This is a genomic window from Nocardia sp. 852002-20019_SCH5090214 (assembly GCF_001665865.1).
GTDB lineage: Bacteria > Actinomycetota > Actinomycetes > Mycobacteriales > Mycobacteriaceae > Nocardia > Nocardia nova.
Genome location: NZ_LZMK01000303.1, coordinates 1 through 16142, shown reverse-complemented (window position 1 = coordinate 16142; position 16142 = coordinate 1). Strand labels below are relative to the sequence as shown.

Sequence of the window (16142 nt, the reverse complement as noted above, 5' to 3'; positions counted from 1 at the left end):
GCCCCCGAACCATATGGTGCGTCAGCACGGCACGGCCTTCGCACCCGCGCGGCCCGCAACACCGCGATGATCGAACCGCCGAAGAGCCACCGCCAGCGGTGATCAGTGACCTGTTCGGTGCTTGCCTGACCACCGAATTTGGGGCGGATTTGTTCTTACAGCCCGATCGCTGTAGGTACTTCCTACGTGACGACGGACGGCGAAGTCGCCTGGAAGTCATAGGCTTCATACAACGAAAGAGGCAGGATCGAAGGCACTATGGACGCCTCACAAGATCCCGATTACCTACGCACCACGCAGGATGCGGTGCGCGAGTTTCGGAGCAAGTTCCGAGAGTTCCTCGCGCTGCACGTTCCAACGACCGAAGCCGGATTCGGTCGAGGGATAATTCCGGCTGTCACGCGGCGTGAAGGCGTCACTCCCGAGCAGGTAACCGAGATCGCGGAGCAGGTCGCCGAGGCTGCGGGCCGTGCTCGGCGGGCCGCGCTGCTTACCGAGGTCAGGTACAGCATTGAGGGCCAGAGTCGCCTCATTGACCCTATCGCTGCGTGGTCTTCGGTCACCCACCCCAAACCTGTGTTGGAACCGGAGAACGTGCTGATCGCTTGCGGGCAGATCATCGGCTCACTCGATGAGATGATCGAGGCGGCCAAGATCGAGCAGCCGCGACCGGCCGGTCCCGCCGAGATGCACCCCACCGTCTGGGGTGCAGCTAGACCTCTGTGGGATGACGGTCACTATCGCGAGGCTGTGGCCGCGGCGGCGGAAGCCTTGGTCGACAAGGTAAAGACCCTCGTCAAACGGCGAGACATCGCAGAAACGTCGGTGTGGCAACATGCGTTCTCCAACTCCGCCGCTAAGCCGGGAGAAATCCGCCTCCGTTGGCCTGGCCAACCCGAGGACCGCGACGTGAAGTCGATGAATGACGGACTCAGGTTGTTCGCACCTGGTGTCCAGATGACGATCCGAAACGGCGCAGCCCATTCGACGGAGAAGATGTCTGAGCAAGACGCGCTCGAACGGCTCGGCACCCTCAGCCTGCTCGCCGGATGGGTCGACACCTGCGAGCGGGTCGAAGCGCCGCAGCTCGAAACTGATCAGGCGTGAGGGCGCCTGCGGCAGCGATGGCACTGCAGAACCTCGAACCTGCCTCTGAATTCGATCGGTGGAATGCGTTAACCCAGCGTTCCGGTTGTCGATCTAGATGTAGGGCCACCGGTCGGCGTCGCGGTGGGTGGCGCGTTGCAGCCGCGGATCCTCGGGCGGGTACAGCCACCGCACCGGGACCCGGAGGGTTTCCAGCGAGGGGATGTGAGCCGGGCGACCGGTGTGGTCGACCAGCATTCCGGTGACGCGGTAGCCCTGCCCGGTCGCCAGGCCGAGGGCGGCGGCCTGGCTGTTGGTGAGTTCGATGTCGGCGTGGGCGCGTTCGATCAGTCGCAGCCCCTCGACCGTGGCCGGATCGGCGTCGCAGTCGATGCTGGTGACGGTGAGCCGGAACCGGGCGCCGGCCAGCAGCCTGGCCACCCACATCGACAACCCGGGCCGCTCACGGTCGGGGTAGCGGGCGGCCGGTAATCGGTGAGGTACCAGCACCACGTAGGTCTGCCCGATACGCACGTCACGGGCATGCACACATCAGATTCGTCGCCGCCGCACATCCGGACGACGACACAGGGGCCACCGTGGGTCAGACATCTACGGCCGTACGCGCGGGCCCTGAAACTCCTACTTTCGTGTGTAACGCGCGCAGTTGTCACGTAAGCGCGAGAAGTTCCGCCCGAGTGGCCGAGTTCCCACCAGGGCATTTACGCCGCCTTGGAGCCTCGAAACAAGACTGGTGCTTTTCGGGACGGACGGCGCTGAAAGCCCGCAGAAACCTGCCATGAGCAGCGCAAACCCCTATTGCGTTGCGCGCCAGCAGATTCAACTGCTACCCTCGGAAACGAGGGGACATTTGTGTCCTCACCCCGACACCGAAGTGGTCGGGGTTTTTTGTATCCGTCACCCGCATCGATCCGAAGCCCTCAGCGCCAGCTGGGGGCTTTTTTTGTGCCCGAAGGAGCCCGCGTGGAAGTCATCAGAACTCTTCTTGCTCAGGGGATTTGGCCGATGGTGGTCTTCACGGCCATGGTCGGTGTAGTCACGCTGATCGCGCTGATGCGCGCCGATCGGGAGGACATCCCCGAGATCTTCGCGTCGTTTGCCGCTGCCTTCGGTATCCACCGCCGCCGCAGTGCCGACGATCACGGCAGTGACAGGGAAGCACTTCCCGGCGGCAGTCACGACAGATCTACGCTGCCCGACGGACCGCCCGCCGATAGCCTTGGCTCGCCGGCCGATGCCGGACCGACCGAGGGTGATTCGGCGGAGGAGACCCAGTGACACGGCGCCGCAGCCATCGTGACCCCACCCCGGAGCAATTCGACCGGGAAAGTTCCGAGGCGATCCGCCATTCGATCATTTCGACTCTGCTTGCCACGGTGCCCGGATGCGACGCCGACATCATGCGGCTCGTCTACGAAGGCCGAACGATCTTCGAGATCGCTATCGAGGATCTGCCGAACCTTCCGGTCCCGCGAAGCCTCGGCCGCGAGGAGGTCAACGCGCTGTTCCATCAATCGCTGGCGGCCCTGGCGGAGCCAGAGAATCGGTGGATCGCCGACCTGCTGACTCAGTCCTGGAGTGTCGAGAAGGTAGCCACGCCAGTCGTTGGCAACGTCTGCATCCGGGCCCGCGGCCCGCGCATGGATCAAACCCTCGAGTGGTGCGGGTGGCATCAGCAGTGGAATATTCTCCGGCAACGGCAGGACCACTGGGCCTGGGGGCTGTGCCCGGTATGCCGTTGCCGCCTGGAGCTGTCTGGTGGCCGACCGCGAAAATTCTGCAGTGACCGCTGCCGCCAGGCAGGACGACGGACACGACAAACCACGGACGCTGTTGTCGGAGGGTGGATCCCATCGCTTAGCCGACCGCGGGACCGGCTGTTCGGCGCGCTGATCCTCGGCGCCTACGACGCTTCCGATGAGCTGGTCCACACCGGGACCGTCAGCACCGGGTTCTCGCCCTCGCAGCGGCGAGAACTGCAGGCACAACTGGACGAAATCGCCCAAGAAGCCAGCTCCTTCGCCGAGCCGCCGCAGTGGGCCGACGTGCCGGCGCACTGGGTCGAGCCCAGACTGGTGGCCACGGTGCACTACCACGACCTTTACCTCCCGGATTTTGCTCCCACCTACACCCACTGGGTCGGTTTGCGCGTAGACCGGGACCCGATCGATGTCAGGCTGCCCCGCTGATCGGCTACAGGAATATGGGTGCCTGCAGTCGGATCCGCAAACGAACTGTCGTTGGCGTCCGCGTGGTGAGCAGGCCACCGTTTACGCGCCAAGGTGCCTCGGCGGCCGGGAGACTGTCCGTGCCGTCGGGGTATCAACCCTCGGCGCCGTAGACGCTACGTGAGTATCGCGGTGGTGCCGATTCGTCACGAGTTGCTGTTGTTCAGGCGCGGCCGGCGAGTGCGGTGATGAGTTTGCGGGCCGAGGCGCGGGTCAGCCGCCGCACGGCGCGGCCGGTGGTTTCGGCTTCGCCGCGCGGGTTGATGTCGGTTCCCTTGACGGCCTTGGCGAATTCGGTGTCGAAGCGCTCGGGGTCGGTCTTGGCGGCCAGTGCCTCGAGGTATTTGATCTGCTTGGCGGTCGCGGGTTCGATTTTGGCCGCGGCGGAGCGTTCCCGCAGCTTGGCGTAGTAGGCGTCACTGGCGGCCTTCTGTGCAGCCTGGGTTTCGGGGCTGCGGTCGACGGCGCGGACCTGCTCGTGCCAGTCCTGGGTACCGGGCTTGCTGGTGACGGCCTCCCATAGCGCGTTCGCGGTGAGGGCACTCTCGTCCACGCCTTCGGTCAGGCCGGGTCCGGTCAGGGCGGTGAACCCGCTGCCGGAGCGCACGATGGTGAATCCGGCGGGCTCGGCGTGCGCGGTGATCCAGTCCCGGCCGCACCGGCAGTGGGTGCCGTGGTAGCGGTCCCATTTCGAGTGCAGCGCCTCGTACACCAGCTTGTCGCCGTAGTGGTAGGTATCGCGTGTGAATCCTGACATCGGCGCAGTCTGACATTCCCGTAGCGCGGGCGGGAGCTTTTCTAGACGAAAAGGCAAGCAACGCAACAATTTACACAAGACTCTAGACTTCAAATTCTAGAGACTAGAGCCTGGATTTGCGATGTTCGCCCTCGGAATGTGTCACTGCTCGTAGGTCCAGTTCTGTCCGCTGAGCCGGTATTCCTCGACGGGTATCGGCTTGATCCCGTGGCGCATGCGCGCGGTGTACAGCCGGCCTTCGAGATGGTCGATCTCGTGGAGCAGTAGCCGTGCGAGGCCGTGGTGGTAGGCGGTGGTGACGAGTGCGCCGGCCAGCGTGGTGGTTTCGACGGTGATGTGCAGCGGCCGGGGCACCAGCCCGCGCACGTCGAAGAAACTCAGGCAACCCTCGTACTGCTCGTCGGTGTCGTCGGACTGGTCGATGACACGGGGATTGAGCAGCACGATCGCTGTGTCGGTGGGCTCGGCGGGCCGGACCACGGCCGCGCAACGGTCGATGCCGATCTGTGGGGCGGCGATGCCCATGCCCTTGGCGAAGGGGTGCACGCGGGCGACGCGGTCCATGGCGGCGAACAGGTCGTCGACGACACCACCCGCGGTGCCGGCTTCGTCGGGCAGCGTGAATGCGCGGGCGGGCCGGGCGAGGATATCGGCGTCGGCTTGCACGATGCCCAGTTCGGTCATGGTCTGGGATGGGTTGGTCTCGATCACGGTCGAATTCCCTTCTGCTCAGTGGTTTTCCGGGTGTGAACGGAACCGCCATTCCATGCGGTAGCGGGTGTGCAGTGGCGGGCTGGTCGTGTTCCAGGTGAACACCGCTGCCTCATTGTTGTTGGTGCGTGCCGGTGGGGTCGCGATTGGGCGGGCATCAGCGGTCGGGGAGGTTTCAATGCCCCACACCACTGGGTCCAGGCTGGCGGGGAATGTCATCTGCACCTCCAGGCGGGCGGTGGGTAGCCGGACGGCGCGCTGGAACCAGCGGCCCCATTTGTCCTCGCCGATGCTGTACTCGTACTCGATCCAGACACTCTCGCCCGGATACAGCGGGAAGCGGCCGCCGGTGTTTTCGAACAGCAGCCACGCTTCCTTGAATGCATCGAGGTCGTGTTTGATCTCCCATCGCATCGGCTCGCCGCGGCAGGTGGCCGTGAGTGCGAGTTCATCCCAGGTCAGGGGGTGTTGCCGGTAGTGGGCGCGGGATTGGTCGGGCTCGCCGGGGTAGCGGTCGACCGCGATGCGGATGAGGTAGCGGGTGACCGGTTCGGTGCCGGTGTTGCGCAGCAGCCGCCGCATTCCCAGCCGGTACATGGCTCCGTCGTAGTCCAGGGGGCGGCGTCGTGCTCGCACACCAGCGCTGCGGCGGCCAATGCCGGATCCAGCCGCGGCGACAGCGGCGCGGCGTGCTCGCCGGCGCCGTGGGCGCGGGCGGCCTCGAAGTCGCGCCAGCGCCGCCAGATCGCGTCTCCGGAGTTGAGGGCGGCGTCGGCCTTGCGGGCGAAGTCCTCGGTTGGTTTGTGCCGTCCGGCCTCGATGTGGCTGACGTAGGACGGGTCGAACCCCATCTTCACCGCCAGCGCTTTCTTGCCCAGGCCGGCGTTCTCGCGCCAGTAGGCGACTTCGGCGGCGAACGCCTCGGCCGCCTGCTGGGCGGCCTTGAGCTGCGGTGTTTTCAAGATTTTTCGTCCCCCCGCGCGTGCGTGAGTTGAGTGAATCGTGAATGAGTTCAGTTCACCATTCCCTCACGTGTACCACCAGCGTTTTCCTGGGTTCCCCGGCCCGGCGGCAGCGATCCCGCCGCTGCGGCCTTTCGCACCTGGTGGAGGACATGATGCGGTTGCTGTATCTGCTCAATATCTCCAACCCCGACCGGCTGAGCGCCGATTCGGGCTTCACCGTCGCCGAACTGCTGTTGCCCGCGTTGGCTGATCTCGGCGCGGATATCACCTTCGCCGCCCCGGCACGGGTCTCCGATGAGCGTGTGTGGTTCGAGCGCACCGCGCTGCCGGGCACGAAGTACCGGGCCCGGTTCGGCGCCGATGCCGAGCAGCTGGCGGCGATCGTGGGCGGCGCTCGCCCGGATGTGGTGGTGGTCAACCAGATCGAGCAAGCGCCCGCGGTGCGCGCGGCCCTGCTCGAGACCGGCCGCACCGCGCTGGTGGCCGGCTACTGCCACTATCTGCCGTTCTCGGTGACCGACCTCGGTGCGACGCACCTGGATCCATCGCTGGACGATGCCGGGCTCGGCCCGGCAGTGCTGCTGGCGTTCTGCGCCGGACTGGCCGCGTGTGACCGGGTGCTGGTGCACTCGGCCGCCGCCTCGGCATGGACCCTCGCGGTCGCCGAACGCCACGGCCTCGACCTGGGCGGGCGGCTCGCCGTGGTGCCACCGCCCCGGGACGAACGCCTCGTCCGCGACCCTGCCGAGGCTGAAAACGGCTGGGGCGCATCGCTTGTCGGGGTCTACAACCATCGACTGTACCGGCACTACGGCACCGCACGATTCGCCGAGCTGGCCTCCCGCCTCACCGCGGAGACCAGCGTGCGGCTTCGGGTGACCGACCTGTTCGGTGACCGCAGTGCGGCCCGGGTCGCCCTGGACTCGAGCCCGGAATTCCACCGCGCCCAGCTCGCCGCCCTGCCCGGCGTGCACGTCGTGTCCGACGACGGTGACCGTGCCCGGTATCGGAATCTGTTGGCGGGCGCGCATTTTGGGATCGCGCCGTTGCGGGCGGGCTGTCCGTGGTCGATGAGCGTGATCGACTGCCAGGCGATGGGGCTGCCGGTGATCGCGCCCCGGATGGGCTGGTTCGCCGAGCACATCGACGAGGAACTGCTGTTCGACAGCCTCGACGCGGCGATCGACATCGCGCGCCGGCTGGCCGGTGACGAGGAGTTCTACCGGCTGCACGCCAAACGCGCCCACGCCGCCACCACCTGCCTGACCCCGGCCGTCGTCGCCGCCGCGTATTGGGAGGCGATCTCGCGATGACCGGCTTCGACGTGATTCAGCTGTCCTATGACGAACCGCTCGCCGACGTGCTGCACTCCCGGCTGGCGCGGGTGTTTGGCGGCACAGTGAAACGCCTGCACGGGGTGCGGCCGATGCGCCGCGCCTACCGGCTCACCGCCGAACTCACCGACACCGCTCAGTTCTTCCTCGCAGATGGCGACTTCGCCATCGACCACGAATTCGGCTCTGCCGCAGTCGAACCCCTCGCCGAGGGCGTGTCGATGCGGGTCTGGCGGGCCCGCAATCCGCTCAACGGCTTGTCCTACGGCTACGGCGGGCTGAAGCTGATCCGCGCCGAGGCGTTGCGGCAGCTCGGAGACGCGGTCGATGTCCTGGCCGCCCTGCCCGGCCGCGTCGAATTTGTCGAAGCAACCGCGGGGATGACCCGGTTCAATCAGAGCCCGTATCACGCCTGGCGTGCCGGGTTCCGCGAGTGCGCGATGCTCGCCCGCGGCAGCGAATACGGCATGGACGACGTGTCCGCGCGGCAGAAGATCGCCGCCTGGCGGTCGGCCCGCACCGGCGAGTTCGCCTCCTACGCCGCACTCGGCGCCCGCGACGGTATCGCGTTCGCGCACGACGCCGGCCGTGACCCGGACCGGTTCACCCACCTCAACGATCCGGTGTGGCTGCACCACCGGTTCACCAGCTCCTACGGTGAGCGGGTGATTGCCGGATGAGCGGCCCCGCAACACGATTGGTGCTGATCGAACCCTACGCGGATCGGGTCGGCGGCCACTACCAGCACACTCTGTACGCGCTGGCCGCCGCAGGCCCGGACAGCCTCATCGTGACCCCGGCGCGGCGGTGCGGCCCGGCTGCGCAGCTGCTGGACGGTAGTGCGGCCGTGGCGCGGGTGCTGGCCATCGGCAGCGGCGCGGTGCTGGGCCCGCGATGGTGGCCGGATCGGCTGCGCCGCCTCCCGCACCAGATCGAACTGCTCCGGCGTTGCCTGGTCGAGGGCGCCTGCCTACGCACCGCCCGCCACGAGGGCGGATCCGGGTGTGCGGTGGTGATCCTGACCGCCAGCGAGGGCCTGCACCTTCTTGCCGCAGCGTTGGGCGGTGTGGCGCATCTGCGGTTCGTACACGAGGTCACCACCACCGAAGACCTGCCGTTACGGTTGCTCGGCAAGTTATTTCGCCGCCGCGCGGGCGCGGTTGGGCTCGTGTGTCCCACCGAGGCCGTAGCGCGGCAGCTGCGCACCCGGTTCCCGATGCTGGCGACCGCGGTGCGGACCTATGCCGTCGACGACGGGCAGCGGTTGACCGACGCGGAGATCGACGGCGCCCGAGATGTTTTCGGGATTCCGGCGGATGCGACGGTGGTGTGCCTGGTCGGCGGCTGGTGGTCGCACAAGGACATCGCCACCTTGGACGCGGCGCTGGCCCGCATCCGTAAGCCGCTGCATCTGCTGGTCACCGGGCACCCGATCGACCAGCAGATCCTCGACCGGTGGCGGGGCCTGCCCCGGGTCCGGTTGTGTGTGGAGCCCGGCCCGGTCCCCGAACAGATCCTGCGGCTGGTGTACGCCGCGGCCGACGCCAGCCTGGTGATCCGCCATCGCGGCGTCGGCAAGGAATCCGGGCTGGTCCTCGGCGCGGCCCGCCTCGGCGTGCCGCTGATCGTCTCCGGCCACGACCCGGACCTGACCCATCAGCTAATCGGCCACCGGTGGGTGCGGGTGTTGCCCGCCGGATCCCCGGTCAGCCTGGCCATGGCGCTGGATGGCCTCAGCGACGAGCGGATGCCGCGCCCACCGGCCTCGGCGGGCAAGTCCCTGGGCATGGCCACCCCGAGCGAACAGGCGGCCTTCCTTATCGACACCTATCGCCGGCTGTCGGAGGACGGGCGGTGACGCCGCCGGTGATCGCGGTGATCGGGCCCGTCGAACCTGGCCTGCTCACCGCCTGGACCAGCCACTATCGAGGGATCGGCGTCGAGCGGTTCCTGATCGCATTCCACTTCCCCGAACAGGTCCACCCGCGCCATCGGGACACGTTGCTGGGCACCGCCGCCGATCTCGGCATCGGACCGGCCCTGACCAGCACGGGTCCGTGGCACGAGCACACCAACACCGAGTTGCGTGAACGGCTGCGCACTCTGGCCGGGCCCGGCTGGCATCTGCTCGCCGACGCCGACGAGTTTCACCAATTCCCCGGCGGCGTCGATGATGCGATCGCCGCCGCCGACACCGGCGGGCGCCCGGTGGTCGGCGGTCTGCTGTTCGACCGCATCACCTGCGATGGCGCACTTCCGCCGATCACTGTCGGCATCGACCCGGATCAGGTGTTTCCGCTCGGCGGGCACCTGACCCACCGGCTGCTCGGTGGTGATCCCCGCAAGATCGTGGCGGTGCGCTCCGATGTCGTGGTGGCCTCGGGCAATCACCGTGCCCCCGGATATCGGCCGGATCCGGATCGGCTGGTGTGCGTGCACCACTTCAAATGGAGGCGCGGTGTGCTTGCCGATCTGCGCCAGCGGGTGACCCGCTTCGGCAGCGGCGAATGGATCGAACACACCCCCGCAGTGCGGTCGGAAGCCGCCCGGCTGATCGATCACGTCGGCCGCCACCACGGCCGCCTCGACCCCACCGACCCGCGCCCGGCTTACCGGCCTGCCACCCTGGCCCAGCTGTCTGAAAATTGGGTGGTGCAGGCCCGTAACATCCTGGTCGAATGGCGGCCACCGACACCGACGAGCAAGGAGTGATCATCCGAATGCACCGGTCACGGGTCATTTTGTTGTGCGGCATCACCGGCTCCGGCAAGACGGTGCTCGCCAAGGCCCTCGCGGACGAGGACTTCACCCGGCTCTCGGTCGACGAGGAAGTCTTCCGCCGGCACGGCCGCTACGGTGTCGACTACCCCCATGACACCTACTTCGAGAAAGAACGCCCCGTCGTCGACGACATCCGCAACCAGCTCGCCGCCGAGATCGCCGCGGGTCACGATGTAGTGCTCGATCACGGGTTGTGGCTGCGCCCAGACCGCGACGCCTGGCGCGAGTTCGCCGAATCCCTCGGCGCCAAAACTCTTTTGGTGTACCTGCCCGTGGACAAGGACGAGTTGCTGCGCCGCCTCGACGAGCGCAACAAGCGCGAGGACGCCAACGCCCTGGAAGTCACTCCGGAAGCACTCGACGACTTCTTCGCCCGATTCGACCCACCCGAGCCGGACGAGCACGCCGTCATCTACACCGGTGGCGACCCCACCGCGATCCTGGAATGAGGATCGAGCCGCTGTCGGTGCCCCGCATCGGGGAGGTCATCGACCTGATGGGCACCGGCGCCCCCTACATCACACCGCGCACCAGCTCCGACTACTGGCTGTATGCCACCCTGTTCTCCACCACCTGCCCGCTCGCGGTCGTCGACGGCGCGATCGCCGGCGCGGTGATCGCGTTCCGCAGCCAGGACGACCCCGCCGACATCTACCTCCAGGACGTCATCACCCACCCCGACTACCGGCGCCGCGGCATCACCCGTGCGTTGATCGCCACGGTTGCCGACCACGGCATCGGCCGGGGCTGTCGACGGTTGTATCTGACCTCCGAACCCGACAACCACGCAGCTCACACTGCGTGGACCATGTTGGGGTTCACCAATGTCGCCGGTGACCACACGATTGGCGAGGTATCGGTGATCACCGACTTCAAGGGGCCCGGCAAGACCCGCGCGGTCTACGAGAAGCTGCTGAGCTGAACGGACGGCCCCGGAACCACACACCAGGGCCGTCCTCGACCGCGGCCTCGGCAGGTATCGAACCATCAGCCATCGACAGAGCCCAGCTACCAGGGACGACCGAGCCGATGGCCGCGCCAGGGCAACCTGCGGCGTGGGGCCGGGCCTGTACAGTCCCGGCGCCACATACCGAATTCCTTTCTCCGTAGTCAGCTTTCGAAGGTGACCTCGGCGTTTTTGTCGTCGGTCCACACCAGTAGAGGTGTGGTGATCTGCTGACCGCAGTCGTTCTCGCAGGTGCGGACCTCGCCCAGGCCGTCGGGGGTCGCGACACCGGCGGGGAAAGCGGTCGTCTCCCCGCAGCGGGCGCAGAACAGTCCCACGCACGCGCAACCGCAGTCCATCCCTGTCGCGTCCAGACAGGACCGGGTGCAGCGCGACAGCTTCGCCATGTCCCGAGGGACCACGGGCCGTAGCGTTCGACGGCTGCGATGACCAGCCGGGTCAGGCAGCTGCGGCGCAGGTACCGCCGGTCGCCGTCCAGGTCTGGGGAGCGGATACGCACCGACTTGTGCAGCCACCGCCGATTCCCTTTGCGTGGAGGAATCTTCGCGACAACCTCACCGTCGACAGGCAGCCACATCAGCGCCACTCCCGGCGCGGTGATCACACGGCCATCCTCGATGCGTAGCTCGGGCATCCGGTCCTGCATCAGATGACGGTGGCATACGGCGCCGACACGAAGCGGTCGTTCTGTTTGCCCGCCTGGCGCAGCGACTCGGTCGCGTTGGCCTCGCTCATCACCGGCGGAGCCTCGGCGCGGGCACGTCTTCCCAGAGCAGATCCGGGTTGTTCATCAGGGCGTCGACCTGCTCGGGTGTCGGCACCGCGTAGCGTGACTCGGTCAGCGCCCACCGCTGAGCTGTTCGCGCAATCGCTGCTCGGCCTGCTCAAGCAGTGCCCGGACGTGGCCGTAGGCGGCCAGATAGTCGACGATGCCCGGTTCTGTGCCCACCCCACGTCGAGTGTGGGCCGCCTGCTCGGCATGTTCGACGATTTCGCGTTCTGCCTCGCTTTCGAGCACGCGCACCGCGTCCTGTGTGCGGGCGGCGGCGGCTTCGTCCGGGTGGGTTCGCTCCCATTCACGGGCCGCGCGGGCGGCGTCGGTCAGCAGCTTGGATCGGCAGGCCGCGGCGATCCACTCCGACAGATTCTCCCCGCCTGCATCCTGAATCCGCGCCAACAGCGCATCATCCATCGAAATCGTTGCGGTTGCCATGCCCGACAACGATAGCCCGCCCACGGCACCGGTCCGACTGGATTGTCCGCGCCGACGGTGGTGAGATCATGCCACGCCGGTGTCACCGTCGGGGGCGGGGCCGGCGGTGCTCGGGAACGTCAGCGCTCGCACACTGCGTTCGACAGGTGCCAGGTCCTTCAAAGCCGGGTCGTCCCCACGCAGTTCGGCGATCTTCCGGGCGCCGGGAATTACGCGGCCCTCGAAGGAGCCGACAGTTTTGTTGAAGTTGTCGACCGCTTTTCCCAGGCTGGCGCCCATAGCATTGAGGTGATCGGCCATCGTGGCGATTCGCCCATACAGCTCACGTCCGAGTTTCGCTATCTCCTCGGCGTTTACCGACTGTGTATGCCTCTGCCACATGTAGGCGACCGTGCGCAGTGACATCAGCAGATTCGTCGGGGTAGCGATGATGATCTTGCTGCGGATCGCGTGATCCCACAGCCCGGGGTCATGGTCCAGAGCCGCGTGCAGGAAGGCATCGGCGGGCAGGAACATCACCACGAATTCCGGCGTGCGCGCGAACTGTGCCCAATACTGTTTGCCCGCAAGCTGTTCGACGTGCCTGCGGACGTTGCGCGCATGCGCGGCGACACGCTCCTGGCGGGCAGCCTCATCGTCGGCATCCTGCGCGTCCAGGAATGCCCCGAACGGTGCTTTCGCATCGACCACGATGGTCTTGCCGCCCCCGAGGTTGATCACCATGTCCGGCCGCACATTCTTGCTGTCGCCGTCGGTGACGACATGCACTTGCTGCTCGAAGTCGACGTGCTCGACCATGCCGGCCGCCTCCACGAGAGTGCGCAGTTGAAGCTCGCCCCACTGCCCGCGAACTCCCGGCTTGCGCAGCGCGGTGACCAGTTGCTCGGTCTCCTTTCGGAGCCGTTCGCTGGTGTTATTGGCCATCTTCACCTGCTCGGCGACCGCCGAAAACGCGCCGATACCGCTTTCGTGGAATGTCTGCACCTTGGTATAGAGCTTGTCCAGCTCCTGACGCAGCGGAGTGACCATGGCTTCGATCGCGCTCTTGCGCTGATCCATCTCCCCGGCCGTAGCCTTCGCACGATGATCGGTCATCTCGGTGAACCGCTGAATCAGCTGAGAACCGGACTGTGCCAACACCTCCCCGGCCATCTGCCGGACGGTGTCCTGCATCTCCTCCTGAGCGCCGCGCAGTAGGTCAAGCTGATCGGCGTACTTTTGCCGCTCCCCATCCAGCTGAGCTTGCAGGCCACCCCGCACGGTAGCGGCTTCCTGTAGCTGCTGCTGCAACGCCTGGACCTGCGCCACCGCGGTGTCGCGTTCGCTACGCGCCCGTTCAGCCTGCTGATGTTCGTGGCGGGCACGTTCCTCGGCGCCGTCGGGGCCGCCACGCGAGACCATGTACCCGGCACCCGCTGCCAGCACAGCGACGATGACAACGACGATAGTGAAAGCAATCGAACTGATCACGCCAAACCCTCCATGACTGAAATGATTTCGGGCACCGGCCCTACCAAAACAGAGCCGGTTAAGGTGACGCAGACGATCGACCAGAACTCGGAGGTGTCGATCGGCGCAGAGCATGCCACACCCCACCGACATGTTTCGCCAGCCGAGACCGCACCTCACCGATTCCGGCCGCATTGTCGCTGGCTGGCGCGGAAATGGCTTGGGGGACTAAGACATAGGATCATCCCAGCGAATGATGTCAGCATCGTGTCACGAAAGTCGTTGCCCGGCAACGTTGGTAGCGGTTTCGCCGGCTTCAGCAGTCCGGTTGCAGCGGGTAACACGGCCGAGCGGTTCCGGGGGTCATCGACGGAACCTCCGCCTGCGCTGGACCAACCGCAGACGGGGCGGGCACCTCGGTCACCGACGTAGCATAGGGATCGAGCAGCCCGCGGGGAAACGGCGGATGTTGTCCCGGCGGGCGCGGGCCCGCCGGCGGCCGGTAGCCGGTCGAGGTGTAGCTGGGCCGCCAGGCGTTGTAGTGATCCTCATAGGAGTACCGCATTCCGGTCGGCATCGATGGCTGCACCGCGGTATCCGGGTCGGGAGTCCACGACGTAGTCGGCGGCACCGACACATGCGGCCGATCTTGTTGAACCCCAGCACGTTTTGATCGAACTTGCATTCGATTCGAGGAACCTCCTGGTGATGGTAGGCCTGGCGGATGCCGCCCGGCGTCACCTCGCTGGCGGTCGAGGTCGAGGAATACAAGCTCACCAGAAACTCGACCTACCAGCCATCGCGCCGGGCACCGACAGGATCAGAGGATCAGATGCTGCTTATCACATGCCGGGCGGAAGTGGTTCCTCAACGAGCACCTCGTTGCAGACTGGGCACCTGAACGGGACGAGCTCGAGAGCTTCGCGCTTCTCTCCACAGTTCCTGCACCAGTTGTATTCGAACTGGGCGAAGTACTGATCCAGCCGCTCGTTCATAAGACCCCCATCCGGCGGCCCGATCCTCGGAGACCGCGCGCGTGCCAGCAGTCTCGCACAAGGCGCCGGGTACCGACAAAGAAAGAAGTACCCATGTCGATACATTGGACTCACGCGGGCAGACTGCGGCATCCGTCGTTGAGTGGATTGCGAGACACAAGGTCCGTCTGAATGAAACAATCACGGCGACAGATGGATTCGCGGGTGGCGCAGGCGGCTGCCGACCGTGACGGAGCCGACGACGGGTGGCCGGTTTCAGATCGCAGCACTGGGAGTTTCGTGCCTACTGGTCCGGTGGGTTCGGCGGCAGACGGTCCAGGCCGTCGTAAAGGGTGTTCACGAGCAGTTCGTCGCGGCGGGCGATGGGATAGTTCACGGTCCGGTCCTGGCGTCGGCCGAAGGTCGCCTTGGTGGATCGCTGGAACCAGTGATCGATGCGAGTCGCGGTGACCGGCGACTCGTCACCGTTGACCAGAATCATCAGGAACGGTGAGAGCGCCAGGATCCAGCACTCGTCGGCGGTCGAGGCGCCGGTGACCAGGTCGATCGTGATTGTCGAGGCGCTGGTATCCATGTAGGCCGTGCCGACATTGGCGAGGGCGACGTGCAGGGTGAACGGCGCGATGGAGGTAGGTTCGTCGTTGAAGTAGGCGGCTTGCAGTTGCGGATGGTCAGCGAGCAGGCGGCGGGTATCTTGCACGGCAAGGATGCCGCCGAGGATTTGGCGGGCGATTCGTCCCGGATGCAGGTTGTTCAGCGACTCGCGATCGACACCACGGCCGTGTTCTAACGGAAGCGTGAACGCGGCGCCATCGGGGCGGGTCAGGCTCCACAAATCATTCGGATCGCCACCGGTGACTTGTCGGTAGGCTGCACCGCACCGGTGTACGTGGCCGAGGACGTCCTGATGCCACGCGGTGTACGCCTGCGGGAGACCGCGCTCGCTCGCGCCCCCATTGCAGTCCACGCACAAGGTTTCGAGCGCGTGGCCATTCGTGAACTCGCGGAACACTTTGACCTCATTCCCGAACTGCTGATACAGCGTGACCGCGGAGTCGTTGCCGGTCGCTTCGGGGGGAATATGCTCGCGGCTCATCTCCGTCTCATCACCGCAGTGGCGGCACCAACCCACATCCATGGCCACATCGTTCTCCCACGCTCGCCCTTGGCGCAACGCGATATCGAATGGCATTGCCGGCGTCGACGACCACGACCCGCGACCTCCAACGGCAGCTATGGCCTACGACAACGGGGGCATCCTCAGCAGGTCAGCGTGAACCTCCTGCGGGTAGTGCGGATGTGGGAGTTGGCCGTGTAGGACGTGGTTGTGGGCCAGTTCTGCGACCAGGAGATAGCTGGGGATTCCAGTCAGGTGGAACATCAGGGGCACAGTGGAACCGGCCGTGGCGTGCCTCGCGGCTATCCCACCCAAGCCTTGGCGAGGCGTGAATGACAAGCTCAACCGATGCCCGTTGTGCCGCGCACCCGGATCCGGTTGAAGTCGCGCGCCGGCCTGGCCGCCGGTGACCGGATCGGCTATGTCGCCCCTGCCGGGCATGCCGCGGTGGTCCGCACCGACTTCGACCACGCCTCCGGCGAACTCGTTCAGATCTGGTCGAAAACCCCACCCACCGG

General features: G+C 66.4%; 17 protein-coding genes and 1 pseudogene. 9 read left to right on the top strand and 9 right to left on the bottom strand.

The annotated features are described in order from the left end of the window. Window positions 1–258 precede the first annotated feature (258 nt). Window positions 259–1107 carry a TIGR02391 family protein gene (locus tag A5780_RS24095; protein ID WP_064909686.1) on the top strand — a complete coding sequence of 283 codons (849 nt, stop codon included), beginning with the start codon at window positions 259–261 and terminating at the stop codon, window positions 1105–1107. 93 nt (window positions 1108–1200) lie between these two features. On the opposite strand, the gene A5780_RS24090 is transcribed toward A5780_RS24095, so the two are convergent. Beyond that, window positions 1201–1620, bottom strand: a complete 420-nt coding sequence (locus A5780_RS24090; RefSeq protein WP_064909685.1) for a hypothetical protein — start codon at window positions 1618–1620, stop codon at window positions 1201–1203. Window positions 1621–2070: 450 nt separating this feature from the next. Here A5780_RS24090 and A5780_RS24085 point away from each other — a divergent pair, with 450 nt between their 5' ends. Both A5780_RS24085 and A5780_RS24080 read left to right on the top strand, forming a co-directional pair. After that, the gene (locus A5780_RS24085) at window positions 2071–2385 is read left to right on the top strand and encodes a hypothetical protein (RefSeq protein WP_156769631.1); all 315 of its coding nucleotides are present in this window, start codon (window positions 2071–2073) and stop codon (window positions 2383–2385) included. Next, on the top strand, window positions 2382–3296 hold the full coding sequence (locus A5780_RS24080) for a hypothetical protein (RefSeq protein ID WP_064909683.1): 915 nt from the start codon (window positions 2382–2384) through the stop codon (window positions 3294–3296). Before A5780_RS24085 ends, A5780_RS24080 begins: the two co-directional genes overlap by 4 nt. A 202-nt stretch (window positions 3297–3498) precedes the next feature. Here A5780_RS24080 and A5780_RS41270 read toward each other — a convergent pair whose 3' ends face one another. From A5780_RS41270 to A5780_RS41265, 3 genes are all read right to left on the bottom strand, one after another. After that, a complete protein-coding gene (locus A5780_RS41270; protein ID WP_197521849.1) occupies window positions 3499–4092 on the bottom strand; it encodes a hypothetical protein in 594 nt (197 codons plus the stop codon). Between the two features lie 141 nt (window positions 4093–4233). Next, a complete protein-coding gene (locus A5780_RS24070) occupies window positions 4234–4803 on the bottom strand; it encodes a peptide deformylase (protein ID WP_062969221.1) in 570 nt (189 codons plus the stop codon). Window positions 4804–5261: 458 nt separating this feature from the next. After that, window positions 5262–5765, bottom strand: coding sequence for a helix-turn-helix transcriptional regulator (locus A5780_RS41265; RefSeq protein WP_197521848.1), 504 nt, complete (start codon window positions 5763–5765; stop codon window positions 5262–5264). A gap of 152 nt (window positions 5766–5917) precedes the next feature. Between A5780_RS41265 and A5780_RS24060 the strand changes: the two genes are divergently transcribed. From A5780_RS24060 to A5780_RS24035, 6 genes are read left to right on the top strand one after another with little or no spacing between them, the layout of a single operon-like run. Further along, entirely contained in the window at window positions 5918–7081 is a 1164-nt protein-coding gene (locus tag A5780_RS24060; RefSeq protein ID WP_197521847.1) for a glycosyltransferase family 4 protein, read from the top strand. Continuing rightward, window positions 7078–7782 carry a hypothetical protein gene (locus A5780_RS24055; protein ID WP_062969179.1) on the top strand — a complete coding sequence of 235 codons (705 nt, stop codon included), beginning with the start codon at window positions 7078–7080 and terminating at the stop codon, window positions 7780–7782. The genes A5780_RS24060 and A5780_RS24055 overlap by 4 nt, the downstream gene beginning before the upstream one ends. Further along, window positions 7779–8960 (top strand): hypothetical protein, encoded by a 1182-nt coding sequence (locus A5780_RS24050; RefSeq protein WP_064909682.1) that lies wholly within the window; start codon window positions 7779–7781, stop codon window positions 8958–8960. Before A5780_RS24055 ends, A5780_RS24050 begins: the two co-directional genes overlap by 4 nt. Continuing rightward, window positions 8957–9814 (top strand): hypothetical protein, encoded by an 858-nt coding sequence (locus tag A5780_RS24045; RefSeq protein ID WP_062969183.1) that lies wholly within the window; start codon window positions 8957–8959, stop codon window positions 9812–9814. The genes A5780_RS24050 and A5780_RS24045 overlap by 4 nt, the downstream gene beginning before the upstream one ends. Continuing rightward, window positions 9781–10332, top strand: coding sequence for an ATP-binding protein (locus tag A5780_RS24040; protein WP_197521846.1), 552 nt, complete (start codon window positions 9781–9783; stop codon window positions 10330–10332). The genes A5780_RS24045 and A5780_RS24040 overlap by 34 nt, the downstream gene beginning before the upstream one ends. Next, a complete protein-coding gene (locus A5780_RS24035) occupies window positions 10329–10805 on the top strand; it encodes a GNAT family N-acetyltransferase (protein WP_064909681.1) in 477 nt (158 codons plus the stop codon). Before A5780_RS24040 ends, A5780_RS24035 begins: the two co-directional genes overlap by 4 nt. A gap of 188 nt (window positions 10806–10993) precedes the next feature. Here the strand turns inward: A5780_RS24035 and A5780_RS24030 are convergent, their stop codons facing one another. The 5 genes and pseudogenes from A5780_RS24030 to A5780_RS41260 form a co-directional block, all read right to left on the bottom strand. Continuing rightward, on the bottom strand, window positions 10994–11236 hold the full coding sequence (locus A5780_RS24030) for a hypothetical protein (RefSeq protein WP_064909680.1): 243 nt from the start codon (window positions 11234–11236) through the stop codon (window positions 10994–10996). 452 nt (window positions 11237–11688) lie between these two features. After that, entirely contained in the window at window positions 11689–12063 is a 375-nt protein-coding gene (locus A5780_RS24025) for a hypothetical protein (RefSeq protein WP_156769630.1), read from the bottom strand. Between the two features lie 66 nt (window positions 12064–12129). Then, window positions 12130–13533, bottom strand: coding sequence for a DNA recombination protein RmuC (gene rmuC, locus A5780_RS24020; RefSeq protein ID WP_197521845.1), 1404 nt, complete (start codon window positions 13531–13533; stop codon window positions 12130–12132). Window positions 13534–14790: 1257 nt separating this feature from the next. Further along, window positions 14791–15651, bottom strand: a complete 861-nt coding sequence (locus A5780_RS24010) for a hypothetical protein (protein ID WP_156769629.1) — start codon at window positions 15649–15651, stop codon at window positions 14791–14793. 141 nt (window positions 15652–15792) lie between these two features. Beyond that, window positions 15793–15919 (bottom strand): annotated as a pseudogene (locus A5780_RS41260) (nucleotidyltransferase domain-containing protein); the annotation flags it as partial. Window positions 15920–16142 lie beyond the last annotated feature (223 nt).

Bases quoted from the DNA above. Each gene is read 5' to 3' on its own strand.
- A5780_RS24035 (WP_064909681.1), top strand. From the start codon at position 10,329: ATGAGGATCGAGCCGCTGTCGGTGCCCCGCATCGGGGAGGTCATCGAC.
- A5780_RS24060 (WP_197521847.1), top strand. From the start codon at position 5,918: ATGATGCGGTTGCTGTATCTGCTCAATATCTCCAACCCCGACCGGCTG.
- A5780_RS41270 (WP_197521849.1), bottom strand. From the start codon at position 4,092: ATGTCAGGATTCACACGCGATACCTACCACTACGGCGACAAGCTGGTG.
- A5780_RS24025 (WP_156769630.1), bottom strand. From the start codon at position 12,063: ATGGCAACCGCAACGATTTCGATGGATGATGCGCTGTTGGCGCGGATT.
- A5780_RS24040 (WP_197521846.1), top strand. From the start codon at position 9,781: ATGGCGGCCACCGACACCGACGAGCAAGGAGTGATCATCCGAATGCAC.
- A5780_RS24095 (WP_064909686.1), top strand. From the start codon at position 259: ATGGACGCCTCACAAGATCCCGATTACCTACGCACCACGCAGGATGCG.
- A5780_RS24030 (WP_064909680.1), bottom strand. From the start codon at position 11,236: ATGGCGAAGCTGTCGCGCTGCACCCGGTCCTGTCTGGACGCGACAGGG.
- A5780_RS24050 (WP_064909682.1), top strand. From the start codon at position 7,779: ATGAGCGGCCCCGCAACACGATTGGTGCTGATCGAACCCTACGCGGAT.
- A5780_RS24055 (WP_062969179.1), top strand. From the start codon at position 7,078: ATGACCGGCTTCGACGTGATTCAGCTGTCCTATGACGAACCGCTCGCC.